The 21,417-nt window shown below is 36.0% G+C and carries 22 protein-coding genes; 13 read left to right on the forward strand and 9 right to left on the reverse strand.

Annotation, left to right across the window (positions count from 1 at the left end; translation table 11 throughout):
- Positions 1-145 precede the first annotated feature (145 nt).
- Positions 146-730 (reverse strand): YciE/YciF ferroxidase family protein, encoded by a 585-nt coding sequence (locus ACFSC2_RS21515; protein ID WP_379813153.1) that lies wholly within the window; start codon positions 728-730, stop codon positions 146-148.
- Between the two features lie 330 nt (positions 731-1,060).
- Between ACFSC2_RS21515 and ACFSC2_RS21520 the strand changes: the two genes are divergently transcribed.
- The 4 genes from ACFSC2_RS21520 (at position 1,061) to ACFSC2_RS21535 (ending at position 3,239) form a co-directional block, all read left to right on the forward strand.
- Positions 1,061-1,213: a hypothetical protein gene (locus ACFSC2_RS21520; protein ID WP_379813154.1), complete on the forward strand. Its 153-nt coding sequence runs from the start codon at positions 1,061-1,063 to the stop codon at positions 1,211-1,213.
- Between the two features lie 17 nt (positions 1,214-1,230).
- Complete coding sequence (locus ACFSC2_RS21525; protein WP_379813155.1) at positions 1,231-1,542, forward strand: hypothetical protein; 312 nt, start codon at positions 1,231-1,233, stop codon at positions 1,540-1,542.
- Positions 1,543-1,727: 185 nt separating this feature from the next.
- Positions 1,728-2,399, forward strand: a complete 672-nt coding sequence (locus ACFSC2_RS21530) for an SRPBCC family protein (RefSeq protein ID WP_379813156.1) — start codon at positions 1,728-1,730, stop codon at positions 2,397-2,399.
- Positions 2,400-2,471: 72 nt separating this feature from the next.
- Positions 2,472-3,239 carry a transporter gene (locus ACFSC2_RS21535; RefSeq protein ID WP_379813157.1) on the forward strand — a complete coding sequence of 256 codons (768 nt, stop codon included), beginning with the start codon at positions 2,472-2,474 and terminating at the stop codon, positions 3,237-3,239.
- Here the strand turns inward: ACFSC2_RS21535 and ACFSC2_RS21540 are convergent.
- The 7 genes from ACFSC2_RS21540 to ACFSC2_RS21570 form a co-directional block, all read right to left on the reverse strand.
- Positions 3,236-3,685, reverse strand: a complete 450-nt coding sequence (locus tag ACFSC2_RS21540) for a response regulator (protein ID WP_379813158.1) — start codon at positions 3,683-3,685, stop codon at positions 3,236-3,238. The genes ACFSC2_RS21535 and ACFSC2_RS21540 overlap by 4 nt on opposite strands.
- Before the next feature lie 295 nt (positions 3,686-3,980).
- Entirely contained in the window at positions 3,981-4,559 is a 579-nt protein-coding gene (locus tag ACFSC2_RS21545; RefSeq protein ID WP_379813159.1) for a flavodoxin family protein, read from the reverse strand.
- A gap of 153 nt (positions 4,560-4,712) precedes the next feature.
- Positions 4,713-5,003: a hypothetical protein gene (locus ACFSC2_RS21550; RefSeq protein WP_379813160.1), complete on the reverse strand. Its 291-nt coding sequence runs from the start codon at positions 5,001-5,003 to the stop codon at positions 4,713-4,715.
- Positions 5,004-5,130: 127 nt separating this feature from the next.
- Positions 5,131-7,323: a hypothetical protein gene (locus tag ACFSC2_RS21555; protein ID WP_379813161.1), complete on the reverse strand. Its 2,193-nt coding sequence runs from the start codon at positions 7,321-7,323 to the stop codon at positions 5,131-5,133.
- Between the two features lie 57 nt (positions 7,324-7,380).
- Positions 7,381-8,037, reverse strand: a complete 657-nt coding sequence (locus ACFSC2_RS21560) for a DUF6766 family protein (RefSeq protein WP_379813162.1) — start codon at positions 8,035-8,037, stop codon at positions 7,381-7,383.
- Positions 8,038-8,136: 99 nt separating this feature from the next.
- Positions 8,137-9,648: a DEAD/DEAH box helicase gene (locus ACFSC2_RS21565; RefSeq protein WP_379813163.1), complete on the reverse strand. Its 1,512-nt coding sequence runs from the start codon at positions 9,646-9,648 to the stop codon at positions 8,137-8,139.
- A gap of 30 nt (positions 9,649-9,678) precedes the next feature.
- On the reverse strand, positions 9,679-9,846 hold the full coding sequence (locus ACFSC2_RS21570) for a hypothetical protein (RefSeq protein ID WP_379813164.1): 168 nt from the start codon (positions 9,844-9,846) through the stop codon (positions 9,679-9,681).
- Positions 9,847-10,163: 317 nt separating this feature from the next.
- On the opposite strand from ACFSC2_RS21570, the gene ACFSC2_RS21575 reads away from it, so the two are divergent.
- Positions 10,164-12,305, forward strand: a complete 2,142-nt coding sequence (locus tag ACFSC2_RS21575; protein WP_379813165.1) for a catalase — start codon at positions 10,164-10,166, stop codon at positions 12,303-12,305.
- A 16-nt stretch (positions 12,306-12,321) separates the two neighbouring features.
- Complete coding sequence (locus ACFSC2_RS21580; RefSeq protein WP_379813166.1) at positions 12,322-12,927, forward strand: YciE/YciF ferroxidase family protein; 606 nt, start codon at positions 12,322-12,324, stop codon at positions 12,925-12,927.
- A gap of 114 nt (positions 12,928-13,041) precedes the next feature.
- Here ACFSC2_RS21580 and ACFSC2_RS21585 read toward each other — a convergent pair whose 3' ends face one another.
- Positions 13,042-14,211, reverse strand: coding sequence for a zinc-dependent alcohol dehydrogenase (locus ACFSC2_RS21585; RefSeq protein WP_379813167.1), 1,170 nt, complete (start codon positions 14,209-14,211; stop codon positions 13,042-13,044).
- A gap of 193 nt (positions 14,212-14,404) precedes the next feature.
- Between ACFSC2_RS21585 and ACFSC2_RS21590 the strand changes: the two genes are divergently transcribed.
- From ACFSC2_RS21590 to ACFSC2_RS21620, 7 genes are all read left to right on the forward strand, one after another.
- Positions 14,405-15,985 (forward strand): FAD-dependent oxidoreductase, encoded by a 1,581-nt coding sequence (locus tag ACFSC2_RS21590; protein ID WP_379813168.1) that lies wholly within the window; start codon positions 14,405-14,407, stop codon positions 15,983-15,985.
- 11 nt (positions 15,986-15,996) lie between these two features.
- Positions 15,997-16,440 carry a hypothetical protein gene (locus ACFSC2_RS21595; protein WP_379813169.1) on the forward strand — a complete coding sequence of 148 codons (444 nt, stop codon included), beginning with the start codon at positions 15,997-15,999 and terminating at the stop codon, positions 16,438-16,440.
- Between the two features lie 351 nt (positions 16,441-16,791).
- Complete coding sequence (locus ACFSC2_RS21600; protein ID WP_379813170.1) at positions 16,792-17,937, forward strand: glycosyltransferase; 1,146 nt, start codon at positions 16,792-16,794, stop codon at positions 17,935-17,937.
- A complete protein-coding gene (glf, locus tag ACFSC2_RS21605) occupies positions 17,934-19,073 on the forward strand; it encodes a UDP-galactopyranose mutase (protein WP_379813171.1) in 1,140 nt (379 codons plus the stop codon). Before ACFSC2_RS21600 ends, glf begins: the two co-directional genes overlap by 4 nt.
- The gene (locus tag ACFSC2_RS21610) at positions 19,073-20,221 is read left to right on the forward strand and encodes a hypothetical protein (RefSeq protein ID WP_379813172.1); all 1,149 of its coding nucleotides are present in this window, start codon (positions 19,073-19,075) and stop codon (positions 20,219-20,221) included. Before glf ends, ACFSC2_RS21610 begins: the two co-directional genes overlap by 1 nt.
- 11 nt (positions 20,222-20,232) lie before the next feature.
- A complete protein-coding gene (locus tag ACFSC2_RS21615; protein WP_379813173.1) occupies positions 20,233-20,679 on the forward strand; it encodes an adenylyltransferase/cytidyltransferase family protein in 447 nt (148 codons plus the stop codon).
- 53 nt (positions 20,680-20,732) lie between these two features.
- Positions 20,733-21,215 carry a CinA family protein gene (locus ACFSC2_RS21620; RefSeq protein WP_379813174.1) on the forward strand — a complete coding sequence of 161 codons (483 nt, stop codon included), beginning with the start codon at positions 20,733-20,735 and terminating at the stop codon, positions 21,213-21,215.
- Positions 21,216-21,417 lie beyond the last annotated feature (202 nt).

Consider the following 21,417-nt stretch of genomic DNA (forward strand, 5'->3'; position numbering starts at 1 on the left):
TATTAATTATATGATTACCATTATCATTCAAAATAAACGCATAGAGATACTTTAACAAAAAAATTTATCGCATGATAATAGAGCAAAAAAAAGCCTGTAATCTCTATTATAGAATTACAGGCTTTTAATTATTTTTTTGGAATATTTACTCCTCATCTTCTTCCGAAGCATCAAAATTAATAGTATTATAAGCAGCCTCAGTTAAAATAGTATCTGCTTCCTTTTCTTCTTCTAGCGTCTGCTGTAATAATGCTGCGGCTTGCTCTTCTCCCAAAGTTGTGGCAAACGCGGCCAAAGTTCCGTAAGTTGCAATCTCGTAGTGTTCGATTTTTTGCGATGCCGCAATAATTCCGGCGTCTCTCACTGGTCCTTCCTGCGTTTCTTCCATAATACTTTCTCCTTCCTTAATTAGACCTTCCATTGCATCGCATTTTTTTGCAGCAGCTTTTTCTCCAATTATTTCAAAGACTTGTTCCAATCGGCTTACTTGTTCTTCTGTTACAGCCAAGTGTTCATTGATCGCCGTAATTAGGTTTTCAGAAGTTGCATTTTTAGCCATCTTAGGCAATGCTTTTGTTAATGCTTTTTCTGCCCAATAGATATCTTTTAAGGAATCTACAAATAAATCTCTCAATCCTTCGGCTGCAGACGATTTAGCTTTTACCGTTTTTCCTTTAGATGCTGTGGCCGTTGCTTTCTTAGCAGTGTCCTTTGTGTTTGTTGCTTTCATAATGTTTTTTTATAATTAACGATTTCAAAAGTAGCTGAAGACATAGGGCGATTTTTACATAATTATGGCGGGTATTTGTAAGATTAGCATCATTTCATGAATTAATTTACAAATATTTGAAAATTTAGAGGTTATAAAAGGAAGCGTAGCACCAGACTTTAAAATGAGTAGTATCGTCAGTAGATTATAAAAAATTGAATCATGGACACTAATTGCTAATTATCAAATAATGAACTGGTAATTATACAATTACAAACAGCTTTAATGTAAAATAGAGCTGTATCACACCCTTACATTTACCAATATATTAATCATTAAAACTATATTATCATGAGTACTTCAAACAATAAAAAAAGCACTGGTAGTGCAAAAGCATCAGATAAAAAAACTGATAAAAAAGAAACTGCTTCAAAAAGCACAGATAAAACTGCTTATACAAAAAAAGACGCAGCAGACACTAAAAAGGGAACAGATAAAAAATAATCTTTAAAAAAACGAGTATGAGTTTAGATGAGAGAGAAAACTACGGTCAAAGTGACTCGTATTCTCAAGAAGACGAAACAAGAACTGGAAATGAAGAGTATACTACTTCTGTAGATAGTACTGAATCTAACAATGAATTGCAAAATAAGGATCCTGATTTTAATCAACAAGATGATTATAATAAATTAGATAGTCTGGATGATGAGGATGAGTTAGATGATGAGGATGATCTGGAAGACGAAGATGATTTAATTTCCAGTGATGAAGATGATTCGGAGTTGGATTCGGACAATGACTATACCCAAAGTGACATCAACAAATCGCTTTAAAACACTGCTTAAACCGTCTGAAGTTCAGACGGTTTTTTTATTCTAAATAAACGCAACAATCAATTGTGTAATGAAAATAAAAAATGCTGTAAGTAAAAACATTTTTAAGCATCTAATTTTAATCGCTGATAAAATTGGAACAGAAGACAATCTTAAATTATTATAAAACCTAAAAAAACAATAGTATGGAAACTCTTTCAGTATTAGCAAATAGAACTTCAAAAAAGGCACTTAAAACAAACGTATCAACACTAGAACGTGTATTAATGGTAACAAGCGGTGCCTATCTTTTATATAATGGACTAACCAATAAAAACAAAAGTATTACTAAAGCTGGTGCCGGCGGTGCTATGCTTCTGAGAGGAATTTCGGGGTATTGTCCCGTTTATGATGCTGTTGGGCATTTGATGAATGATAAAGCGTCAAATGTAAATATCAGATTTACTTCTGTTATTAATAAGCCTGTTAGGGAAGTATTTGCTTTTTGGCACAATTTGGAAAACCTTCCAAAATTTATGAGTCATTTAGAATCTGTTAAAACCATCGATTCAAATATCTCTGAATGGACTGCTAAAGGGCCTGCCGGAATTGGAAGTATTTCTTGGAAAGCCCGAATTGTAAAAGACAGAAAAGACAGGCTTCTGAGCTGGAATTCTGTTGAGGGAGCTACCATTAGAAATGCGGGAAAAGTAAAATTTAAAGATAATGGAAGTTCTACTGAACTAGATATCACAATTTCTTATCATGCGCCGCTAGGTATTGCAGGCGAAAGTGCGGCGAAATTGTTAAATCCTTATTTTGAAAAATTAGTTAAAAATGATATTGCTGGTCTAAAGGAATATCTTGAATCTAAATAATTCATAATTACTTCAATAAATAAAAATACCTGTAGTATATTTTCTGCAGGTATTTTATTGTTTTATTAAAAAATGATTCAGAAAATTTATTATTTAAACATGAAATTACTTCCACAAATAATAGCAATAGGTTTATTCTATTTTAGCTCTACAGTTTCGGCTCAGCAGATACAAACCGATAGACCAAATGAAACTGAAAGTCCAAACACGATTTCTGTTCATCATCTACAGGTAGAAAGCGGTTTTTCGTTTGAACAGCAAGAAGGCGAAAAAGCATACGAGATTCCTGAAATCGTATTGCGATATGGAATTTTTAAAAATGCCGAATTTCGAATTGAAAGTGCTTTTACAATAGATCATGATCACGAAGAAGATTCAGACGGTATTAAACCCATAATATTTGGAGCCAAATATCATCTTATTGATCATAAAGGAATTATTCCTGATATCAGTTTATTGGGTCGTTTAAGTATCCCGTGGATGGCAGATCATTCGCTGCAAGAGCAGAAATACAGTCCCGAAATTCGAATGCTTGCACAATATTCCCTATCAAAATCGGCTCATTTAGGTTACAACCTTGGTGTGCATTGGCTCTCTGATACTGGTAGACCAGAATACATTTATACTATTTCAGGAGATTATGCTTTGACTAAAAAGATAAAACTGGTGGCTGAAGTTTACGGACTTACAGAGTCTCATCATCATGCCAAAAATACGGCAGATGTGGCAGTACTTTACGTAGTTAACAAGAAAGTGCAATTAGATTTTATCACAGGATCAGGAATTATGCATGCCAATTCTGAAAAATTCGCAGAACTGGGATTGTCTTTTAAAATTTAAGCTAATCTAAATTTCTGCTTGTCATTTTGAATCGAAAGACAATCCATCTGCAAAACTTTTTTAATTAATAGTTTGATATCTTCGAATGTACTTGGTTTTACAGCATAAAAATTGGCTCCAAGCTGCAACGCTCTATTAATAGTGAGTGGATCACTGCTGGTAGAAAGCATTATGATAGGCATTTTATTTAGTTTCTTGTTCTGTTTAATCTGTTCAAGACATTCAAAACCTCCTATTTTCGGCATATTAATGTCCAGAAAAATAACCTCGGGTAATGGTTTTGGATTTTTAGAAAGAATCTCCAGTAATTCCTTCCCATCTTCAGCCTGAGTTAAAACTGCATTACTATTAACTTCGAGCAGTGCTTCATGAAACATTTGCCTGTCATCTTCGTCATCGTCTGCTAAATAATTATACCGTTGTGATTGTGAGATCTGTAATGTCATCTGCTTAATTATTTATATCGCAAAACATAAGACAAGAATTTAGAAATCTGCAAATGTTTATATAAATATAAGCTTCTGAAAATCGATAAACGATCGAATTATATCCGTGAAACGGTTAATAATAGTTAAAGATACTCATTTAACTTAAGAAAAAACACATAAACTAATATTAACTTGAATCTAAATAGTACGATTACTGATAATTTTCAAATAAAAAAACTACATAAACTATGTTAATATAAAAATCATAAACAATTATTCTCATTCAAAAAATAAAAAATAAAGACAATTGCTTCTATTTTACTGCTTTAAACAAAGATTCTGCCATTGCTTTAGCATCTTTGGCATAATTGCGCTTATAATAATTAAGAAGCTGAGATTTCTTTTTATTTTCTCCTTTTGCATGACCGTCCCAAATTACACCCAATGACGCATAAGGCGCAAAAGTAACACCGATGCTGCAGAAAAAATTGGCAATATTTCCGGTCACATGCTCAACACCGTCAGAATCTCCCGTAATAATTACGCCTCCAATTTTACCGTCCAGTGGAGAATCTTCACCAGCCAAAATTTTGTCGTAAACCTCATCAAGACGTTCGATGCATCTTTGTAGTTCAGACGAGTGATTATTCCACCATAAAGGAGTTGCAAAGAGTAGAATTTCTGCATCAAGAATTTTCTGATAGATTTCGGGCCAATCATCTTTACTTTCCATTTTTGTATAAGTTCCGGGAAGGATATGATGCTCTGCGAGTTTGACAACTTCATAATCAATATTTTGTTTCTCCAGATAAGTGCCCAGAAATTCTGTAAGTGTTTCAGTGTTAGAACTCCCCTTTCTTTTTAGGGTTGCTAATAGTATAATAGCTTTCATAGATTTTGTGCGTTATGAGTATTTATTATATGCCGGAAGTTTGAAATACATTGTCGTTAATTTTACTTCTTCTTTTCCCCAAAAAAGAAATAAACCTGCAGCCAGCAAATGCCACAGGTTTACAAACATTAAATAATAAACCTAGGGCAGTTACTATCTGCCTTTATTATTACTTGTTGCAGTTGAATCGGTTTTTACATTTGTTGTTCCTTCTTGTTGTGTACCCGCAGCTCCAGATCCGGTTGAACCTTCTCCTGTTGCTCCGGTTGTTCCAGCACCATTAACTGTTGTACTGTCTGTACCTGGACCAACGGTGTCTACTGTTGTAGAAGTAGAATCTGCAGTGTTATTGTAATCAGCCTCATTAGTGGATTCATTTTTTTTACAAGACAGAACAGTTGCAAACAAGGCAATCAGCATTGTAGTTTTAAATAGCTTTTTCATAATATTACTTTTTAGTTTGTATATTTTCAAATATACCTTTGCCAATAAAGCCGTTTTTACACAATTAATCTAAAATCTTACACTTTTCGATGCAGCTATCTAAATTGAAGCAATATTTTCAGGTTAATTACCAAGCAATTTGCACTATGCTATCTCCTGTAATTTTATACTCTAGTAAAATTTTACTTTTTGCCGTGGGCATAATGCGTTTTTTATTGTGAAGTACATCTATTTTAATTTTACTGCTATTCTCATTAAACAGTATTTTGAAATTACAGTCAAATTCGGCACTGCCTAAAACAGTAAACTGTACCGTATTTTTTGATTTTTTATAATTTACTAGTGGATAATCTGCAAACAATAAAAAATCTTCGTCCTTAACCTTATGATATTGTCTGGTCATTACGCCAAAACCAAGTCCGGCTCCGTATACTTCCTGACCTACCTGCCCACTTTTCTCCCAACCGGTATAAAGATCCTCAAGCGGAATCCATAAATCTTTTACAATTTCACCGGTTTTAACGTCTTCAGAAAGCATTTCCTCGGGAAGCATTGTCGGATAATAATACGGTAATCGGCTTACGGCATATTTTAGAAATTCTGGAATTAAAATTTTTAATGACGGGAGTATTTCTACAGATTCCGCCTGTATTAAATATTCAGAAAGTGCGGCATACACTTCCATCTCTTCATAAGCAGCGGTGTAAGGCGCTTCATTGAGCGGAAATATAGAAAAATAATTACGATAATTTTTTCCATATCCATATTGGCAATCCCATATCTGCATGTTTTTGAAAAGTCCAGCCAGACAGGCATAACTTAAATCTAAATATTCCTGCTTATTTGTGATTTTGTATAATTCTAAAAGTGCTCCCGCAGAAAAAGCTGTAATATTGGCCTGATAAAAAATATCAAATCCCTTACCTATCAGCTTTTTAACTGATTTTTCTGCTTCATTAAAATAGCGTTTTTCATTTGTAAGCCTATACATCAGCAGCATTAGGTGAGCATAAGATCCCGGAACATCTTTTTCGCCGCCTTTACCAGGCGCAGTTTCTTCTTTTATGACTTCTAAGGTGTCCATTTTATAGAAAACCGGCCATTGGTAATTAAAATGATGCGCTACTTTAATGGCATATTCAATCGACTGCAAAACCAGTTCTTCTGCTTTTTTTTCACCCGCTAGTGCAAGCCTTGCAAGGTTCATCAGCGGATGATGCAGATACCACGAATCCATAACCATTTCCTTTTTTTGTTCTTCCGATTTATCAAGATCGTCCTTTAGCTGAGGAAGCCATCGGTTTAAGGTTTTTAATTTTGGATCATAAAAGGCATCCAATCCGCTAAGCAGATCATTATACACAGGATCAGTTTCCGCACAAGTCCAGTTTTTTAGTTCATTTAAAGGGATTAATATAGCGAGCTGTACCATAATTTCTGCAGGCGTATCATAATCGCATAAATAAGCATTGAGATACGGAATTCCTTTGGTCTGGGTCCAGCACCCTTTATTGGTAAAAATATCCTGAAGACAATTTTCTGTAATTTCAGGCCATTTATGATACTGCACTTCGGGATGGGGTAAAAAACGATACACTGCTGCAAGATTGTCTAAAAATTGTGTAGTCTGCTGAATTTCATTTTCAACAGCATCCGCTGAAAAAAGAACATAAGCATCTGAAATAATATAAGCTCGGTCTGAGGGAAGCGGTTTGTTTTCTAATACGGGTAATTTAAATCCTATTTCCGGCCATGCCCCGCCTACAGTTTCTGCCAGTGAGGTTTCTGTTGCTTCACAATAGTCGCTCATAGAGCCCAGATTCTGGAAATAGAAAAAAGAACCTGTTTTGGGTTTGGTCATACTACCGAAAAGTATACCGGAGCGTGAACCGATCTGATTCATGTAAATTTTGCCATTTGTATTTTCGACACTTCCATTTTGGGTAAGCGGAATAATGTCGCGCGGCCAGAAAGGAATCATTAAAGGCTGATTTGTTTTAAATGAAGCTGTATAATGCAGCAGCGGAGCGTTATCATCCGGAAAGGAAATCTGAACTTCGTACTGCCCCAACCTGGTTTGCAAATTGATTACAAGTAACTGTCCGTCATCAAATAAATTGGTTATTTCAAAGCAGCTGTTCATACCAAAAGCAGGACGAAAAGCCATTTTTCCTTTATCGGGCCAAGTGACCACTATCCATATGGAGTCGCCGGTATTAAATACCTGAAAAGTATAGTTTTGGAATTCCTTCTCCCAAATTACGGCGCTGTTTTCTAAATCGGCGTGCACAGTGGCTGCCCAAGGTGAAATTGTATGCATAAGTTATGGGTTTAAAAAAACATTTTTAAATAAAGAAAAAACTCTATCTGAAAGTATTTATTCTCCAGTTTCCATATGAGGAGCGTCAACTGGTTTAGATTGAGAGGAACCTATCTGTCGCAGATAAATAGACAGCACAATTATGGCAAAAATCGAGAGAAATTCACTCTGCCAATTCTGAAAAGATTCAAACCAAAATCTTGAATCTGTGAAATATTGCGAGGCGGTTTCTAAAGCTTTTCCCTTTAGCGAAAGCTGTTGGTTTTCATCTTTTAAACTTCCATAAAAATGCAGTAAAAAAGATAAAGCAAACAACAAAAACAACGCAATGGTGAGTGAATGTTTGTAAATCACTAAAACCCAACCGCCTTTTTTAACAGCGCTTGGAGCACCTTTTCGCGAGGCTGAAGGCTCTCTGTTTACTTCTTCATCTTTATCAAAATCTTTAGATTCTGATGAACCTTTTTGCTGTAAAAAAATGGTAAGCACTACCAGAAGTCCCATTTGTAAAAACTCGCTTTCCCAGTTTTCAAAAGTAGATTCTATAAAATGCCCAGTTGTAAGATAAGAGGATAATGTTACCGCCGAGGCGCCTTCTTCAATCAGGTCTTTATTGTATTCCTCAAACCCAAAAATAATTTGTCCAGCCATTGCTGCTGCAAACAGCAGAAAGAAACAGACGGAAAGTCCGTTATTGCGTAAAAAAGTTTTCATGATTTAATATTTAGTATAAAGATGAATTGATTTAAGAACATTTTTTTACATCATTCTTGTATGATGTTACATTATTAAACTTAATCCTTACTATAATCTTTATGCGGCAGTAACTTTAGGATACAATTTAATAATCAAACCTTTAAGTCTATTTTGATAATCTTCCAACAGCCATGTCTTATAATTTCTACTGGCATTATCCAGACATTTTACATACTGTTTTACACGCCAGTCTATCTCTGGTTGCAAAGCTTCTGCCAATGCGATTGCCTGTGAGAGTGTTTCGGCATTGTCCATACACATTTTGGCGTGCTGCCTGATCGATTGCTGAATGACGGTTTTTGGTTTTTTATCGGTATCAATAGCTTCCTGATAATGTCCTTCGATATCAAATGTCATTTCCAACGTATTAGGAAATTGAGCACGTAATTCGGCAGAAAGTCCGTGCGATTGTACTGCTGAAGAACCTCCACTCAATTGATAATGCAGTTGTTTTGCAAATTCCTCCGGACGTTCAAAAACATATTTCCAATCTACAGGTTCTTCCCAAGCCCCGAAACGCTGGATATTATTCCCCAGATCGATAATCGTAAAAGTTTTTTTAGACGGAAGTTTTCTTGATCCGCGACCTATCATTTGATGATAAAGTGTTATCGACGTTGTGGCGCGGTTCAAAATAACATTCTCTACTGTAGGTTCATCAAAACCAGTGGTTAAAATAGAAACCGAAGTCAGAACTGCATCTTTGGTTTTCTTAAACCATTTTAGAATTTCTTTACGTTCGCTATCTGGTGTTTTATTATCAAGATGTTTGATGGCAATTCCTGCTTCAGTAAAAGTTTCATATACTTTTTGAGAAGCTGCAATTCCGTTGTTAAAAATCAGCGTTTTTTTTCCTGAACCATTTTCGTTGTAGGCTTTTAGCAATAATTCCAGCATTGCGGGAGAACTATATAATTCATTGGAAGAACTTACTGTATAATCGCCATGTATTCCTGTTTTTAGCGAATTTAATTCTACTTCATATACATGCGATTGTGGTTTTGCTAGAAAACCTTGTGCAATAAGTTCTGAGATATTCTCGCCCACAACCAGTGATTTGTAATGCTTTTTCATAGGTTTAGAAATATCAGAACTAAAAGGCGTGGCAGTAACTCCAATAACGAAAGCATTTTTAAAACTGCTCATTAATTTTCGGAACGAATTATGATGTGCTTCATCTACAATTACAAGACCAACATTATTGGTTTTTATTCTTTTATCTTTTATGCGGTTACGTAGCGTTTCTACCATAGCAACATAACAATCAAAATCAGATTTAAAGTTGCCGCTTGTACTGCTTATAATGTGGTTCTTGATTCCCATCTTTTTTAATGTCGACGAAGTTTGGGTAGATAATTCTTTTCTATGCGTCAGGATAATAACTGTTTTATTAAATTCTTCTGTAAACCTTCTTGCAATTTCAGAAAAGATTATAGTTTTTCCCCCGCCCGTGGGTAACTGATATAAAAGCTTCCCGTTATTTTCACTTTTGATATGATCAAAAATAGTTTCGATATCTTTTTCCTGATAAGCATAAAATGCTTTTTTAGGCTGCGTATTAGTTTTCATTTTGATCTAATTAAATTTATTTTTTGCTTTTTATTCCGCCAGCGACAATTGCGATTCCATAAATTTTCCCGTTACAATTGTACCTTCTTCATCTTCCCATTGTGTAATGACGTTTTCAATCAATTCTGGTTCAAAACCTATGACTTCCATAACCTGATTCCCAAATTCCTGCTGTACTCTTTGACCTTTCTTAAACATATTTTTATAGTTAAGCTGTTATCTAATTTCTTTCTGTGTCAATCAGGTATCAAGATACCTGCATCGCCTTTTTAATACTTTAAAATTACCGTTCGGATAGCTTTGCGAATTACATTATTATTTGAAGATTTTATATTATTATTCATCAGGAAGGATTTGAAAATAAGTTACTTATAAAAACTAGAGTAAAATGAAAATTCTGTAAGAGGCAAGCCAAATTATGTAAAAACCACTCCTCTTCTACCGTTATATTTGAATTCCTGAAAACCAAAATTCTACATCAGGGCTTTTTATTTTAACCACTAATACTGTACAATATGAAAAATTCGCAGGATGATAAACAGAGAGATCTGTCGGTCAACAAATCTGACGGCACTAATAAATTCCTGACCACGAATCAGGGTATTAAAATTAATGACGACAATAATACTTTAAAGGCAGGCGAAAGAGGTCCTTCTTTATTAGAAGACTTTATTTTGAGAGAAAAAATTACGCATTTTGACCACGAAAGAATCCCTGAACGAGTAGTTCATGCGCGCGGCTCAGGAGCACATGGTTTTTTTGAAGTAACAAATCCGATTCCTGAATTAACAAAAGCAGGTTTCTTGCAGGAAATGGGACAAACTACACCTGTTTTTGCAAGATTTTCGACTGTGGCAGGATCGCGAGGATCTACAGATCTCGCACGTGATGTAAGAGGTTTTTCGGTAAAATTTTACACGCAGGAAGGCATATATGATTTTGTTGGAAATAATATTCCTGTATTTTTTATTCAGGACGCTTCTAAATTTCCAGATCTTGTTCATGCCGTAAAACCAGAACCACATAACGAAATTCCGCAGGCAGCATCTGCGCACGATACTTTTTGGGATTTTATTTCCTTAATGCCAGAATCCATGCACATGATCATGTGGGTTATGTCTGACCGCGCCATTCCTAGAAGTTATCGAATGATGGAAGGTTTTGGAGTACACACATTTCGATTCATAAATGAAGCAGGCGACTCTTCTTTTGTAAAATTGCATTGGAAACCAAAATTAGGAACTCATGCAGTGGCTTGGGATGAGGCGCAGAAAATTTCTGGTAAAAACCCAGATTTTCACAGACAAGACCTTTGGGAAGCTATCGAAATGGGGAACTTTCCTGAATGGGAATTAGGAGTTCAGGTAATTCCAAATGAAGACGAAAACAAATACGAATTTGATCTCCTTGATCCGACAAAGATAGTTCCGGAAGAATTGGTTCCCGTAACGATTGTGGGAAGAATGGTTTTGAACAGAAATCCTGATAATTTCTTTACAGAAACGGAGCAGATCGCTTTTCATCCCGGACATGTTGTTCCTGGAATTGATTTCTCTAATGACCCATTATTACAAGGAAGATTATTCTCATACACCGATACGCAGCTTACAAGATTAGGAAGTCCTAATTTTCATGAAATTCCAATTAACCGCAGTATTGCTCCGACTCATAATAATCAGCGCGATGGACATATGCGACAGGAAATCAATAAAGGCCGTGTAAGTTATCACCCAAATTCTTTAGGCGGAGGATGTCCGTATCAGGCACAAATCAGCGAAGGCGGATTTAATAGTTTCCCAGAACGTATTGAGGCGCATAAAGTGAGAGAAAGAAGTGAAAGTTTCTCTGATCATTTCGGGCAGGCAAAATTATTTTTTAACAGCCAGACTCCAGAAGAAAAAAGCCATATTGTAAAAGCGCTTCGTTTTGAATTGGGTAAAGTAGAAACCACTGCTATTCGAGTTAGAATGCTGGGATTGTTATCTCAGGTTGATACAGAACTTGCTGAAAAAGTGGCGATTGGACTTGGAGCAACTGTACCATCCAAACTTGAATTTCCGGTTAATAAAGGCGTTTCACCAGAAAATGAAGGCGGCGAACAGGAACCTAAAACAGTAGAACAATCTGTTAGTTCATCGGATGCGTTAAGCATGCTAAAAAATCCAACCAATACTCCAACAATCGAATCCAGAAAAGTAGCAATACTTTGTTCTGACGGCGTTTCTGAGGCAGCGGTAACGAATATGAAAAACGCACTTAAAAAGGCAGATGCTAAAGGTTTTGTGATTGCACCGCATTTAGGTGCTGTACTTACAGATTCTGACGGAGCTCTTAAGGCTGACTTTAGTTTTCTTACCGCATCTTCTGTATTATTCGATGCAGTTTATGTACCTCACGGATTAGGTCTTAGTGTTTTAGCCGAAAATGACGACGCATTGGAATATCTAAATGATGCTTATAAACACTGCAAAGTAATTGGAGCAGACGGTCAGGCATCAGAATTGCTGAGCGAAACCACTTTTGCTTCAAAATTAACCAATGATGATGCTGGAATTATTGTCACGAGCGATGTTGCATCAGAAGCATTTGCTCAAGAATTTATTGACGCAATGGGTTTACACCGTTTTTGGCAGCGTGAACCAAACCTATACTTATAACCAAAAAAAATCAAACATGAAAAATTCAGAAAAACAAGGTCAGACCAATGCTCCTCAAGCAAAGGCATCTGAAACAAAAGCTATAAAAAATAACAATAAAATCAATATTGTCGAACCATCATCGGATGCAGCGACAGATTTAAAAGAACTTTTTGTTGACAGTTTAAAAGATATTTATTGGGCAGAAAATGCATTAGTCGGCGCATTGCCAAAAATGGCAGCAAATGCAACATCTCCGGGACTTGCAGGCGCAATTCTAGAACATCTTGACATTACTAAACTTCAGGTAAAAAGATTGGAGCAGATTTTTGATCTGATAGGAGAAAAAGCAGAAGGCAAAAAATGCGAAGCGATGGCTGGATTATTAAAAGAAGGCGATTCTATTATTTTAGAAACAACTCCTGGTCCTGTCAGAGATGCCGGAATTATTGCTGGCTCGCAAAAAATTGAACATTACGAAATCGCAACATACGGAACTCTTGTGGCTTTTGCTAAAACTCTGGGAGAAAATGATGCTGCAAAACTGCTGACTCAAACTCTTGCCGAAGAAAAAGAAGCAGACTGTGTGTTAAATGACGTTGCTTTGAATACAGTCAATACTACAGCTGCTGAATACGAGTAGTAAATAATTCATAGACTTTATATTAAAATAAACCCGACAGTTTTAAAAAAGCTGTCGGGTTTATTATATATTGAAATTTCATTTAAAATTTGTTAATGAAAACGATTCTATAATTTACTTCCAAGGATCCAGCACTACTTTCACACAACCGTCTTCACGTTTTTTGAAAATATCATAAGCATGCGCAATTTCTGATAATGGCAGTCTATGCGTAATAATATCATCCAGTTTTACTTTTCCCTGAACTACATATTCCAGCAATTTATCTATATGTTTATGAGCCGGAGCCTGTCCGCCTTTTAAGACTATACCTTTATCAAAAAATTGCCCTAACGGAAAGTTATCATAATTAACTGGATATACGCCTAAAACTGCAACAATTCCACTTCTGCGTACGGCGCTCATACAAGCTTCTAAAACTTTGGTAGATCCTTTTTCAAAATTAATGGTAGCTTTGATTCTGTCACCCAAATTTCGGTCTGGTTCAAAACCTACAGCTTCAATACACACATCGGCACCACGCCCATGCGTTAAGGAACGAATCTGTTCTACAACATCTTTTGGTCCATCTTCCCATAAAATAGTTGTACAGCCTGTGCTTAGTTTTGCTTTATCGAGTCTGTATTGAAGCGTATCGACTACAATAACTTGTGCAGCACCTCTTAAAACAGCACTTTTAGCAGCCATAATTCCAACTGGACCAGAACCAAAAATCGCCACTGTTTCTCCGCCTTTTACTTCTCCCCAATCTACTCCTGTATATCCTGTTGGAAAAATATCAGTTAGAAAAAGAACCTGCTCATCGCTGAGATCTTCGGGTACAATTCTTGGTCCATAATTAGCATATGGAACTCTTACATATTGCGACTGGCCTCCATCATAACCTCCGTATAAATCAGTATAGCCAAAAAGCGCACCGCCTTTTTGGGTCAGTATTCCTCCTTCTGGTCCATAATGCTCGGGATTACTGTGCTCACAATTCCCAGGAACATCATGATTGCAGAAAAAGCAATTTCCGCAGGCAATCGGGAACGGAACCACTACTCTGTCTCCTCTTTTTAAATGGGTAACATCAGATCCAACTTCTTCTACTATTCCCATAAATTCATGCCCTAAAACCATAGGTCTTGGCTGCGGTAATCCTCCCGAATAAATGTGCAAATCAGATCCGCATATGGCTGTGGAAGTTACTTTGAGTATAATATCATCTTTTGCTTTTAAAATGGGATCGTCTACTGTATCGTATATAATAGATCCGGGACCGTGTATAACTGCTGCTTTCATAGTTCTTTTTATTAAGATTAATAGAAAGCTAATCAACTATTAATAAAGCACTTAATCTTACAGTATTTTGACAAAGTATTATATAACATACACAATGGCAATGATATAAACTTAAAATTTTAACATGTAAATTCTATACATAAACGTCTTTTAAATTTGGCTTAAAACCTTTTTCAACTAAAAAAATAAAATCATGAATAAGATAACAGATCAAATTAATAACGGAAGTATTTCATCAGGAGAAAATGTATCGTTTTGGATTGATTCTACTCCTCCGATAGCCTATAATATCCCTGATCAAAATTGTGGAGCCGAAGTACTTGTCATTGGAGGCGGAATTGCAGGCCTTAGTACTGCTTACAAGTTACTAAAGGCTGGTAAAAAAGTCGTCGTTGTCGAGGATGGGTTTATAGGCAGCGGCGAAACAGGTCGTACTACCGCACATTTAACCTGCGCGCTTGATGACCGCTATTATTATCTGGAAAGTACTTTTGGCAAAGAAGCCTCAAAATTAGCCGCCGAAAGTCACAGCAAAGCAATTGATGAAATTGAAAAAAATGTAAATGATCTAAATATAGACTGTTCCTTCAGAAGAGTCAACGGTTATTTATTCCTGCATCCGAGTGACAAACCGGAGAATTTAGAAAAAGAATATGAGGCTACTAGAACGGCAGGAATCAATACATCGTTTCTAAAAGCAACACCTGCCATAACAGGCGGAGAAAAAACACATTCTATAGTTTTTCATAATCAGGCGCAGTTTCATGTTTTACATTATTTGAAAGGTCTAGCCGATGCCATTACAAATTTAGGAGGCATTATCTACACAGAAGCGCGTGCAGAAAATATAACCAAACATGGTGCAGAAGTAAATGGTTTTACTTTTTCGGCAGAACATATTGTGGTCGCTACCAACTCTCCTATTAATGATACGCTCACCATGCATACTAAACAAGCTGCCTATAGAACTTATGTTATTGCAGGTAAAATACCTAAAGGATTATTGCCTTATTCTCTGTGGTGGGATACTGGTGATGCAGATTCTGAATGGGTTGCAGAGCCTTATCATTATGTGCGTTTAGAAAATTTTGACGATCAGTATGATCTGCTTATCTCAGGTGGCGAAGATCATAAAACAGGACAGGAAGATCAAGAAAATATTTCTGCAGCCGAACGTTATGAAAGGCTCGAACGCTGGACAAGAAGTTATTTTCCTATGCTTGAAGATATATCCTATCATTGGTCAGGCCAGATTATGGAACCTGTGGACGGTTTAGGTTTTATGGGCAAAAATCCCGGAGACGACAATATTTATATTATCACAGGCGATTCTGGAAACGGAATGACACATGCCACTATTGGCTCTATGATTATCAGTGACCTTATATTAGGGAACAAAAATCAATGGGAGGATTTATACAGCCCATCAAGAATTACGCTAAAATCTACAGGGGACTTTTTGAAGGAAGCTGGAAATATGGCCTCACAATACCTAGACTGGATTAAAGGTTCTGACTTGAAAAATACAGCTGATCTACCTGCCGGCGAAGGTGGTGTACTCTCTTCGGGGCTTAAAAAAATTGCGGTTTATCGAGATTACGACGATACTTTAAAAGCCTTCTCTGCAGTATGTCCGCATTTAGGCTGTATTGTTCATTGGAACACTGACGAAAAATCTTTCGATTGTCCTTGTCACGGTTCGAGATTTTCTACAGACGGAACCGTGATCAATGGTCCGGCACAAACTGATCTTAATCCTATACAAATTAAATAAAAATTTTATATATGGACTTTTACACACTGATTCAAATCGTAGTCTCGTCAATCGCAGCTACTTCTGCCATGACTTTGTTTAGTTATGCAGTATCAGCAACTGCCAGAGAACTGTACAAAGAACCTGTACTATTGAGCTATATTTTAAGTCATCTACATTTAGAAGTATCACCTAGTGTCAAAAATATACTGGCGTGGATTTTACATTATATAATTGGTTTGGGTTTTGTTTTGGCTTACCATTTTTTATGGATTTATAAAGTTCTCGAACTAACATGGCCAATTGGTATTCTTTTAGGAGCTATTAGTGGCATTATTGGCATAATTACCTGGTTTTTTCTATTTAAAATGGTACCTCAAAAACCTAATATTAACTTTGCGGGTTATTATACACAGCTTTTCGCAGCACATCTTATATTTGGTTTTATTGCTTACCAAGTTTACATTCTTTTTTAAGATTTTAAAATTACTTAATTAGATTAAAATCAAATTTCAAACGAAGTTAAAATACAAAAGTTAGAATTTGATTTACTTTTCTATCCAAAAATATAGAGAATACAAATGTTATTTCTGTTTTATCGATCTCTAATTATTCGTTTAAGACGTACAACTTCGTATGGAAACATGAAAAATATTTTTTTTACAAATTTTATTATTAAAACCTTAAAAACCAGCATTTAATTGTGTAACAAAGTTAAATAATTCTATAATAAACGCATGATCTGGGAAGCTACATTTGGCTCAGTTAAATTTTACAAAATCAAGATCATTTAACAAATAGTAATCACATTTAAAATAATTATCGCCATGCAAACAAACTTACAAACCCCAAAAAATAAAGTTACAGAATCTAATTTTTCTACAAACAGTAATGAACCGCCTCAAAATTACGATATGGTTGTTTTTTGCCATTTAAGATGGCAGTTTGTTTACCAGCGTCCGCAGCATTTAATCAGTAGAATGTCTAAAAACATGAAAGTACTTTTAATAGAAGAACCAATTGCTTTTGATGTTCATCAGGAAAACACAGCCAATCTTATTATTATCAATGACAACTTGCATATTTTGCAGCCTCGTGTTCATAGTATTGAAGCCATCGCGAGCGTTTTACCTCAGTACATTAAAAATAAAAACGTTTCAACCGGATGGTTTTACTCAGCATCATTTAGTCCTTTAATAGAAGCCTTTCAATTTGAAACGATCATATACGATTGTATGGATGAATTAACATTGTTCAAAGGAGCGCCTGAACATTTGATTCATCAGGAAAAGTATTTAATGGCAAATGCTGATATTGTTTTTACCGGTGGAAAATCATTATATGAGTCAAAAAAGCAAAATCATTCTAATGTTTACTGTTTTCCAAGTTCTGTAGATGAACCGCATTTTGCACAGGCACTAAACGGAATTGAAATTCCAGCAGACATTGCAAATCTGCAGTCGCCAGTCGTTGGCTACTTTGGCGTAATCGACGAGCGCATCGATTTAAAATTACTGCATGAAACTGCCTTAAAACTGCCAAAAGTTTCCTTTGTGATGATTGGCCCATTGGCAAAAATTGACCAAGCTGATCTTCCAAAAGAAGAAAACATTTATTATTTGGGAATGCGATCTTATAATGAACTCCCGAATTACATTAAAGGTTTTGACATTGCAATAATGCCCTTTGCAATAAACGATGCGACTAAATATATAAGTCCGACAAAAACTCTGGAATACATGGCCGCTGGAAAACCGATTATTTCCACAAAAATTACCGATGTAGTTAGGGATTACAGCAATTGCGTCAGCCTTATCGAAACCGCTGATGATTTTTGCGATGCCATTACCCTGCTTTTCGATAAGAGAGCAAGCGCATTGATTCCGTTGAAATATACCGAGATACTAAAAAATACATCTTGGAATAGTACCGCTGCAAGAATGCAGGAAATAATTAAAGAATTTTCAAAATGAAACAAGTAGATATTTTAATAATCGGTGCTGGAATTTCCGGATCGGTATTAGCAGAAAGATATGCTTCGATAGGAAAAAAAGTCCTGATCATCGAAAAACGAAATCATATTGCAGGAAACTGTTACGATTATATTGATGAAAACAATATTCTGGTTTCAAAATATGGAGCACATCTGTTTCATACCAATGAAGAAAGTGTTTGGAATTATGTAAATCAGTTTTCGGATTGGTATCCCTGGGAACATAAGGTAATTGCCAGAGTCGATGATAAAACGGTTCCCATTCCAGTAAATATTACAACGGTTAACAGACTATTTGGTACAGATATTAATTCGGAGCAGCAAATGATCAGCTGGCTTGAAGAAAACCGTACGCCAATAGAAAAACCTGCAAACGGTGAAGAAGCAGTTTTAAACCGTGTTGGTTCTGTATTGTATGAAAAAATGTTCAAGCATTACACCAAAAAACAATGGGATAAATATCCTGCTGAATTAGATGCATCTGTTTTAGATCGTATTCCGGTTCGTTATAATTATGACGACCGTTATTTTTCGGATACCTATCAGGCATTGCCACAAGGCGGTTATACACAATTATTTGAAAATATTGTAAAGCACCCCAATATCGAAATTTTACTCGATACGGATTACTTTGATGTAAAAGAACAGTATACAGGATATGAAAAATTATTCTACACAGGTCCGGTGGATCGTTTTTTTGATTTCAAACATAGCCTGACGGAAAAATTGGAGTATCGTTCTATCAATTTTGTGAGTGAAACTATTAATACTGAATTTTTTCAGGAGAATTCAGTTGTCAACTACCCTGGAACTGAGGTAGAATTTACCCGAATTATTGAATACAAACATTTTGGCAATCAGAAATCAGAAAAAACAACGGTCGTAAGAGAATATACAGTGGATGAAGGCGAACCTTATTATCCTGTTCCGAATCCGAGAAATGCAGAAATTTACAAAAAATACAAGGATGAAGCCGAAAAGCTTCTGGATGTGCATTTTGTAGGCAGACTGGCGAACTATAAATATTTCAATATGGATCAGGCATTTAAAAATGCCCTTGACCTTTTTGATACCCTGGAGAAAAAGGACAAAATCACTTATAAGACAGCAGGCTGATGAAAATATTCAATACTTTTTTTATGGGCGGATACGAGTGTGCTGATCATATAAACAGATCGGGGCATCGTGTTAATCTTTTGAAAGAAACACAGCATGATATAAGAGTTGCTGAAGATTATGAAATGCTTTCTTCAATTGGTATTAAAACAGTAAGAGAGGGAATCTGCTGGAGCGACGTGGAGACCGCGCCTGGTTTTTTTGATTTTTCAGAAGTATATAACCGCATGCAGGCGGCTGAAGAATTTGGTGTTCAGCAGATATGGGACTTGATTCATTTTGGCTATCCCGATGGAATTTATCCCACACATCCCAATTTTTGCGAACGTTTCGCTGCTTTATGTCATGCTTTTGCTGTGTTTTATACTGAAAATTCTTCGCAAGAATTGTATGTCGTGCCCATAAATGAGATAAGTTTTCTGTCATGGCATTCCGGTGATGTCAGGGGTACAGTGCCATTTGCAGTAAACAGCGGATGGGATATTAAATATCATCTGTGCAAAGCTGCAATTGCAGGAATTAAGGCTTTAAAAGAGGCGGATCCGGACTGTGTGATTATTTTGGTTGAACCCTTAATAAAAATTCATGGGAATCTTCAGGAAAATGCAGAGCACCTTCACCAGGTAAATGAGCACCAGTTTCAGGCAATGGATATTATCGCCGGCAGAATGTGCCCGGAACTGGGTGGTTCTGAAGAATTTTTAGATATTTTAGGTTTTAATTATTATTGGAATTGTCAATGGAACATAGATCATGCTCCGCTGGACTGGCCCGAAACATTGAAACGAAGAACACCTCTGGCAGATCTGCTGCAGATGGCTTACAAAAGATATGAAAAGCCGATTTTTATTTCCGAAACGGGACATTTTGGTTCTGGACGAGTAGAATGGATTGAAGAAATTACTGCTGAATGTCTTATTGCCAAACAAAGAGGAGTTGATTTAAACGGCATTTGTATTTATCCAGTTACCGACAGACCTGATTGGGATGATCTGTCAAGCTTCAGCAATTGCGGGATTTGGGATCTTGATATTGATGGAAACAGACTTCCAAATATTCCCTATATAAATGCTGTAGAAAGAGCCCAGACACAGTTTATAAATACAAACAAGATCTTGGACTTTGTACTTAACTTTTTTAAAAACTAAAATTCATTACAATGGAACTAACTAAGACAAAAACCGGAATTACATTTAGTGCTTTTGACCTGCTTCACGCCGGACATGTAAGAATGCTTGAAGAAGCAAAACTGCATTGTGATTACCTGATTGTAGGTTTGCAGACAGACCCTACAATAGACCGACCAAAGAAAAACAAACCTACACAATCTGTTGTAGAAAGATATATTCAGCTTAAAGCGTGCAAATTTGTAGATGAAATTATTCCCTACACAACAGAACAGGATCTAGAAGACATTCTTCAGGCTTTGCCAATAGATGTACGGATTCTGGGAGATGAATATAAAGAGGTTGTTTTTACTGGAAGGGATTATTGCGAAAAAATGAATATAGAACTGGTATACAATAAACGAAATCACCGTTTTTCAAGCAGCGGACTTCGCAAAGAAGTATATCAATGCGAAAGTTTAAAGATTGTACATGGTTAACCCTTATTTAACTATTATAAAGTTTATTTCATTAACATTTAAAAACTACTCCTATGCCTTCAGAATTTGTCACAAAATGCAGTAAAGTTTTAGCAGCAAAGGGATGGAATATTGCCTTTGCCGAAAGTGCCACTGCGGGAAGAATGAGCGCAGAATTTTCGATGACAAAAGAATCAGGAAAAATTTTGCGTGGCGGAATAGCCTGCTATGAAGTTTTTGTAAAAGAACAAATTCTGAACGTACCGCACACATTAATTCAGAAATATACTCCCGAATCAGCAGAAGTAACCCGAAAACTAGCCGAACAGATGGCTAAATTATTTCATGCAAAAGTTACCGTAGCTGTTACCGGACTTACCACATCCGGGGGCAGTGAAACTCCTGAAAAACCCGTAGGCACATTTTTTTTTAGTATTGTAACGCCAACTGAAAATATAAATGAGCGTAAAGTATTTAAAGGAGATTCGGAGCAGATAATCATTCAGGCCATTGATGAAGCTGCTAAACTTGTTATTGAAAGTATTGCGAGCTTGTAGTAAAGCCAATTTAGACTTTATATAATGCAGATTATTTTTTTCCTATTTTTTTTCCTTAAAAGTAATTAAAGACTTATAACAGATTTTTAAAGGAATTTAAACCAGCGTGGAAGTTTCAATAGTTATAAAAAACTGAAATTTTACTTGGCAGAATTATGCTCAGTCGCTTTGGACTGATAGCTTTCCTACCACCAAAAATTAA

Origin of the sequence: Flavobacterium artemisiae (assembly GCF_042678225.1) — a bacterium.
Taxonomy (GTDB): domain Bacteria; phylum Bacteroidota; class Bacteroidia; order Flavobacteriales; family Flavobacteriaceae; genus Flavobacterium; species Flavobacterium artemisiae.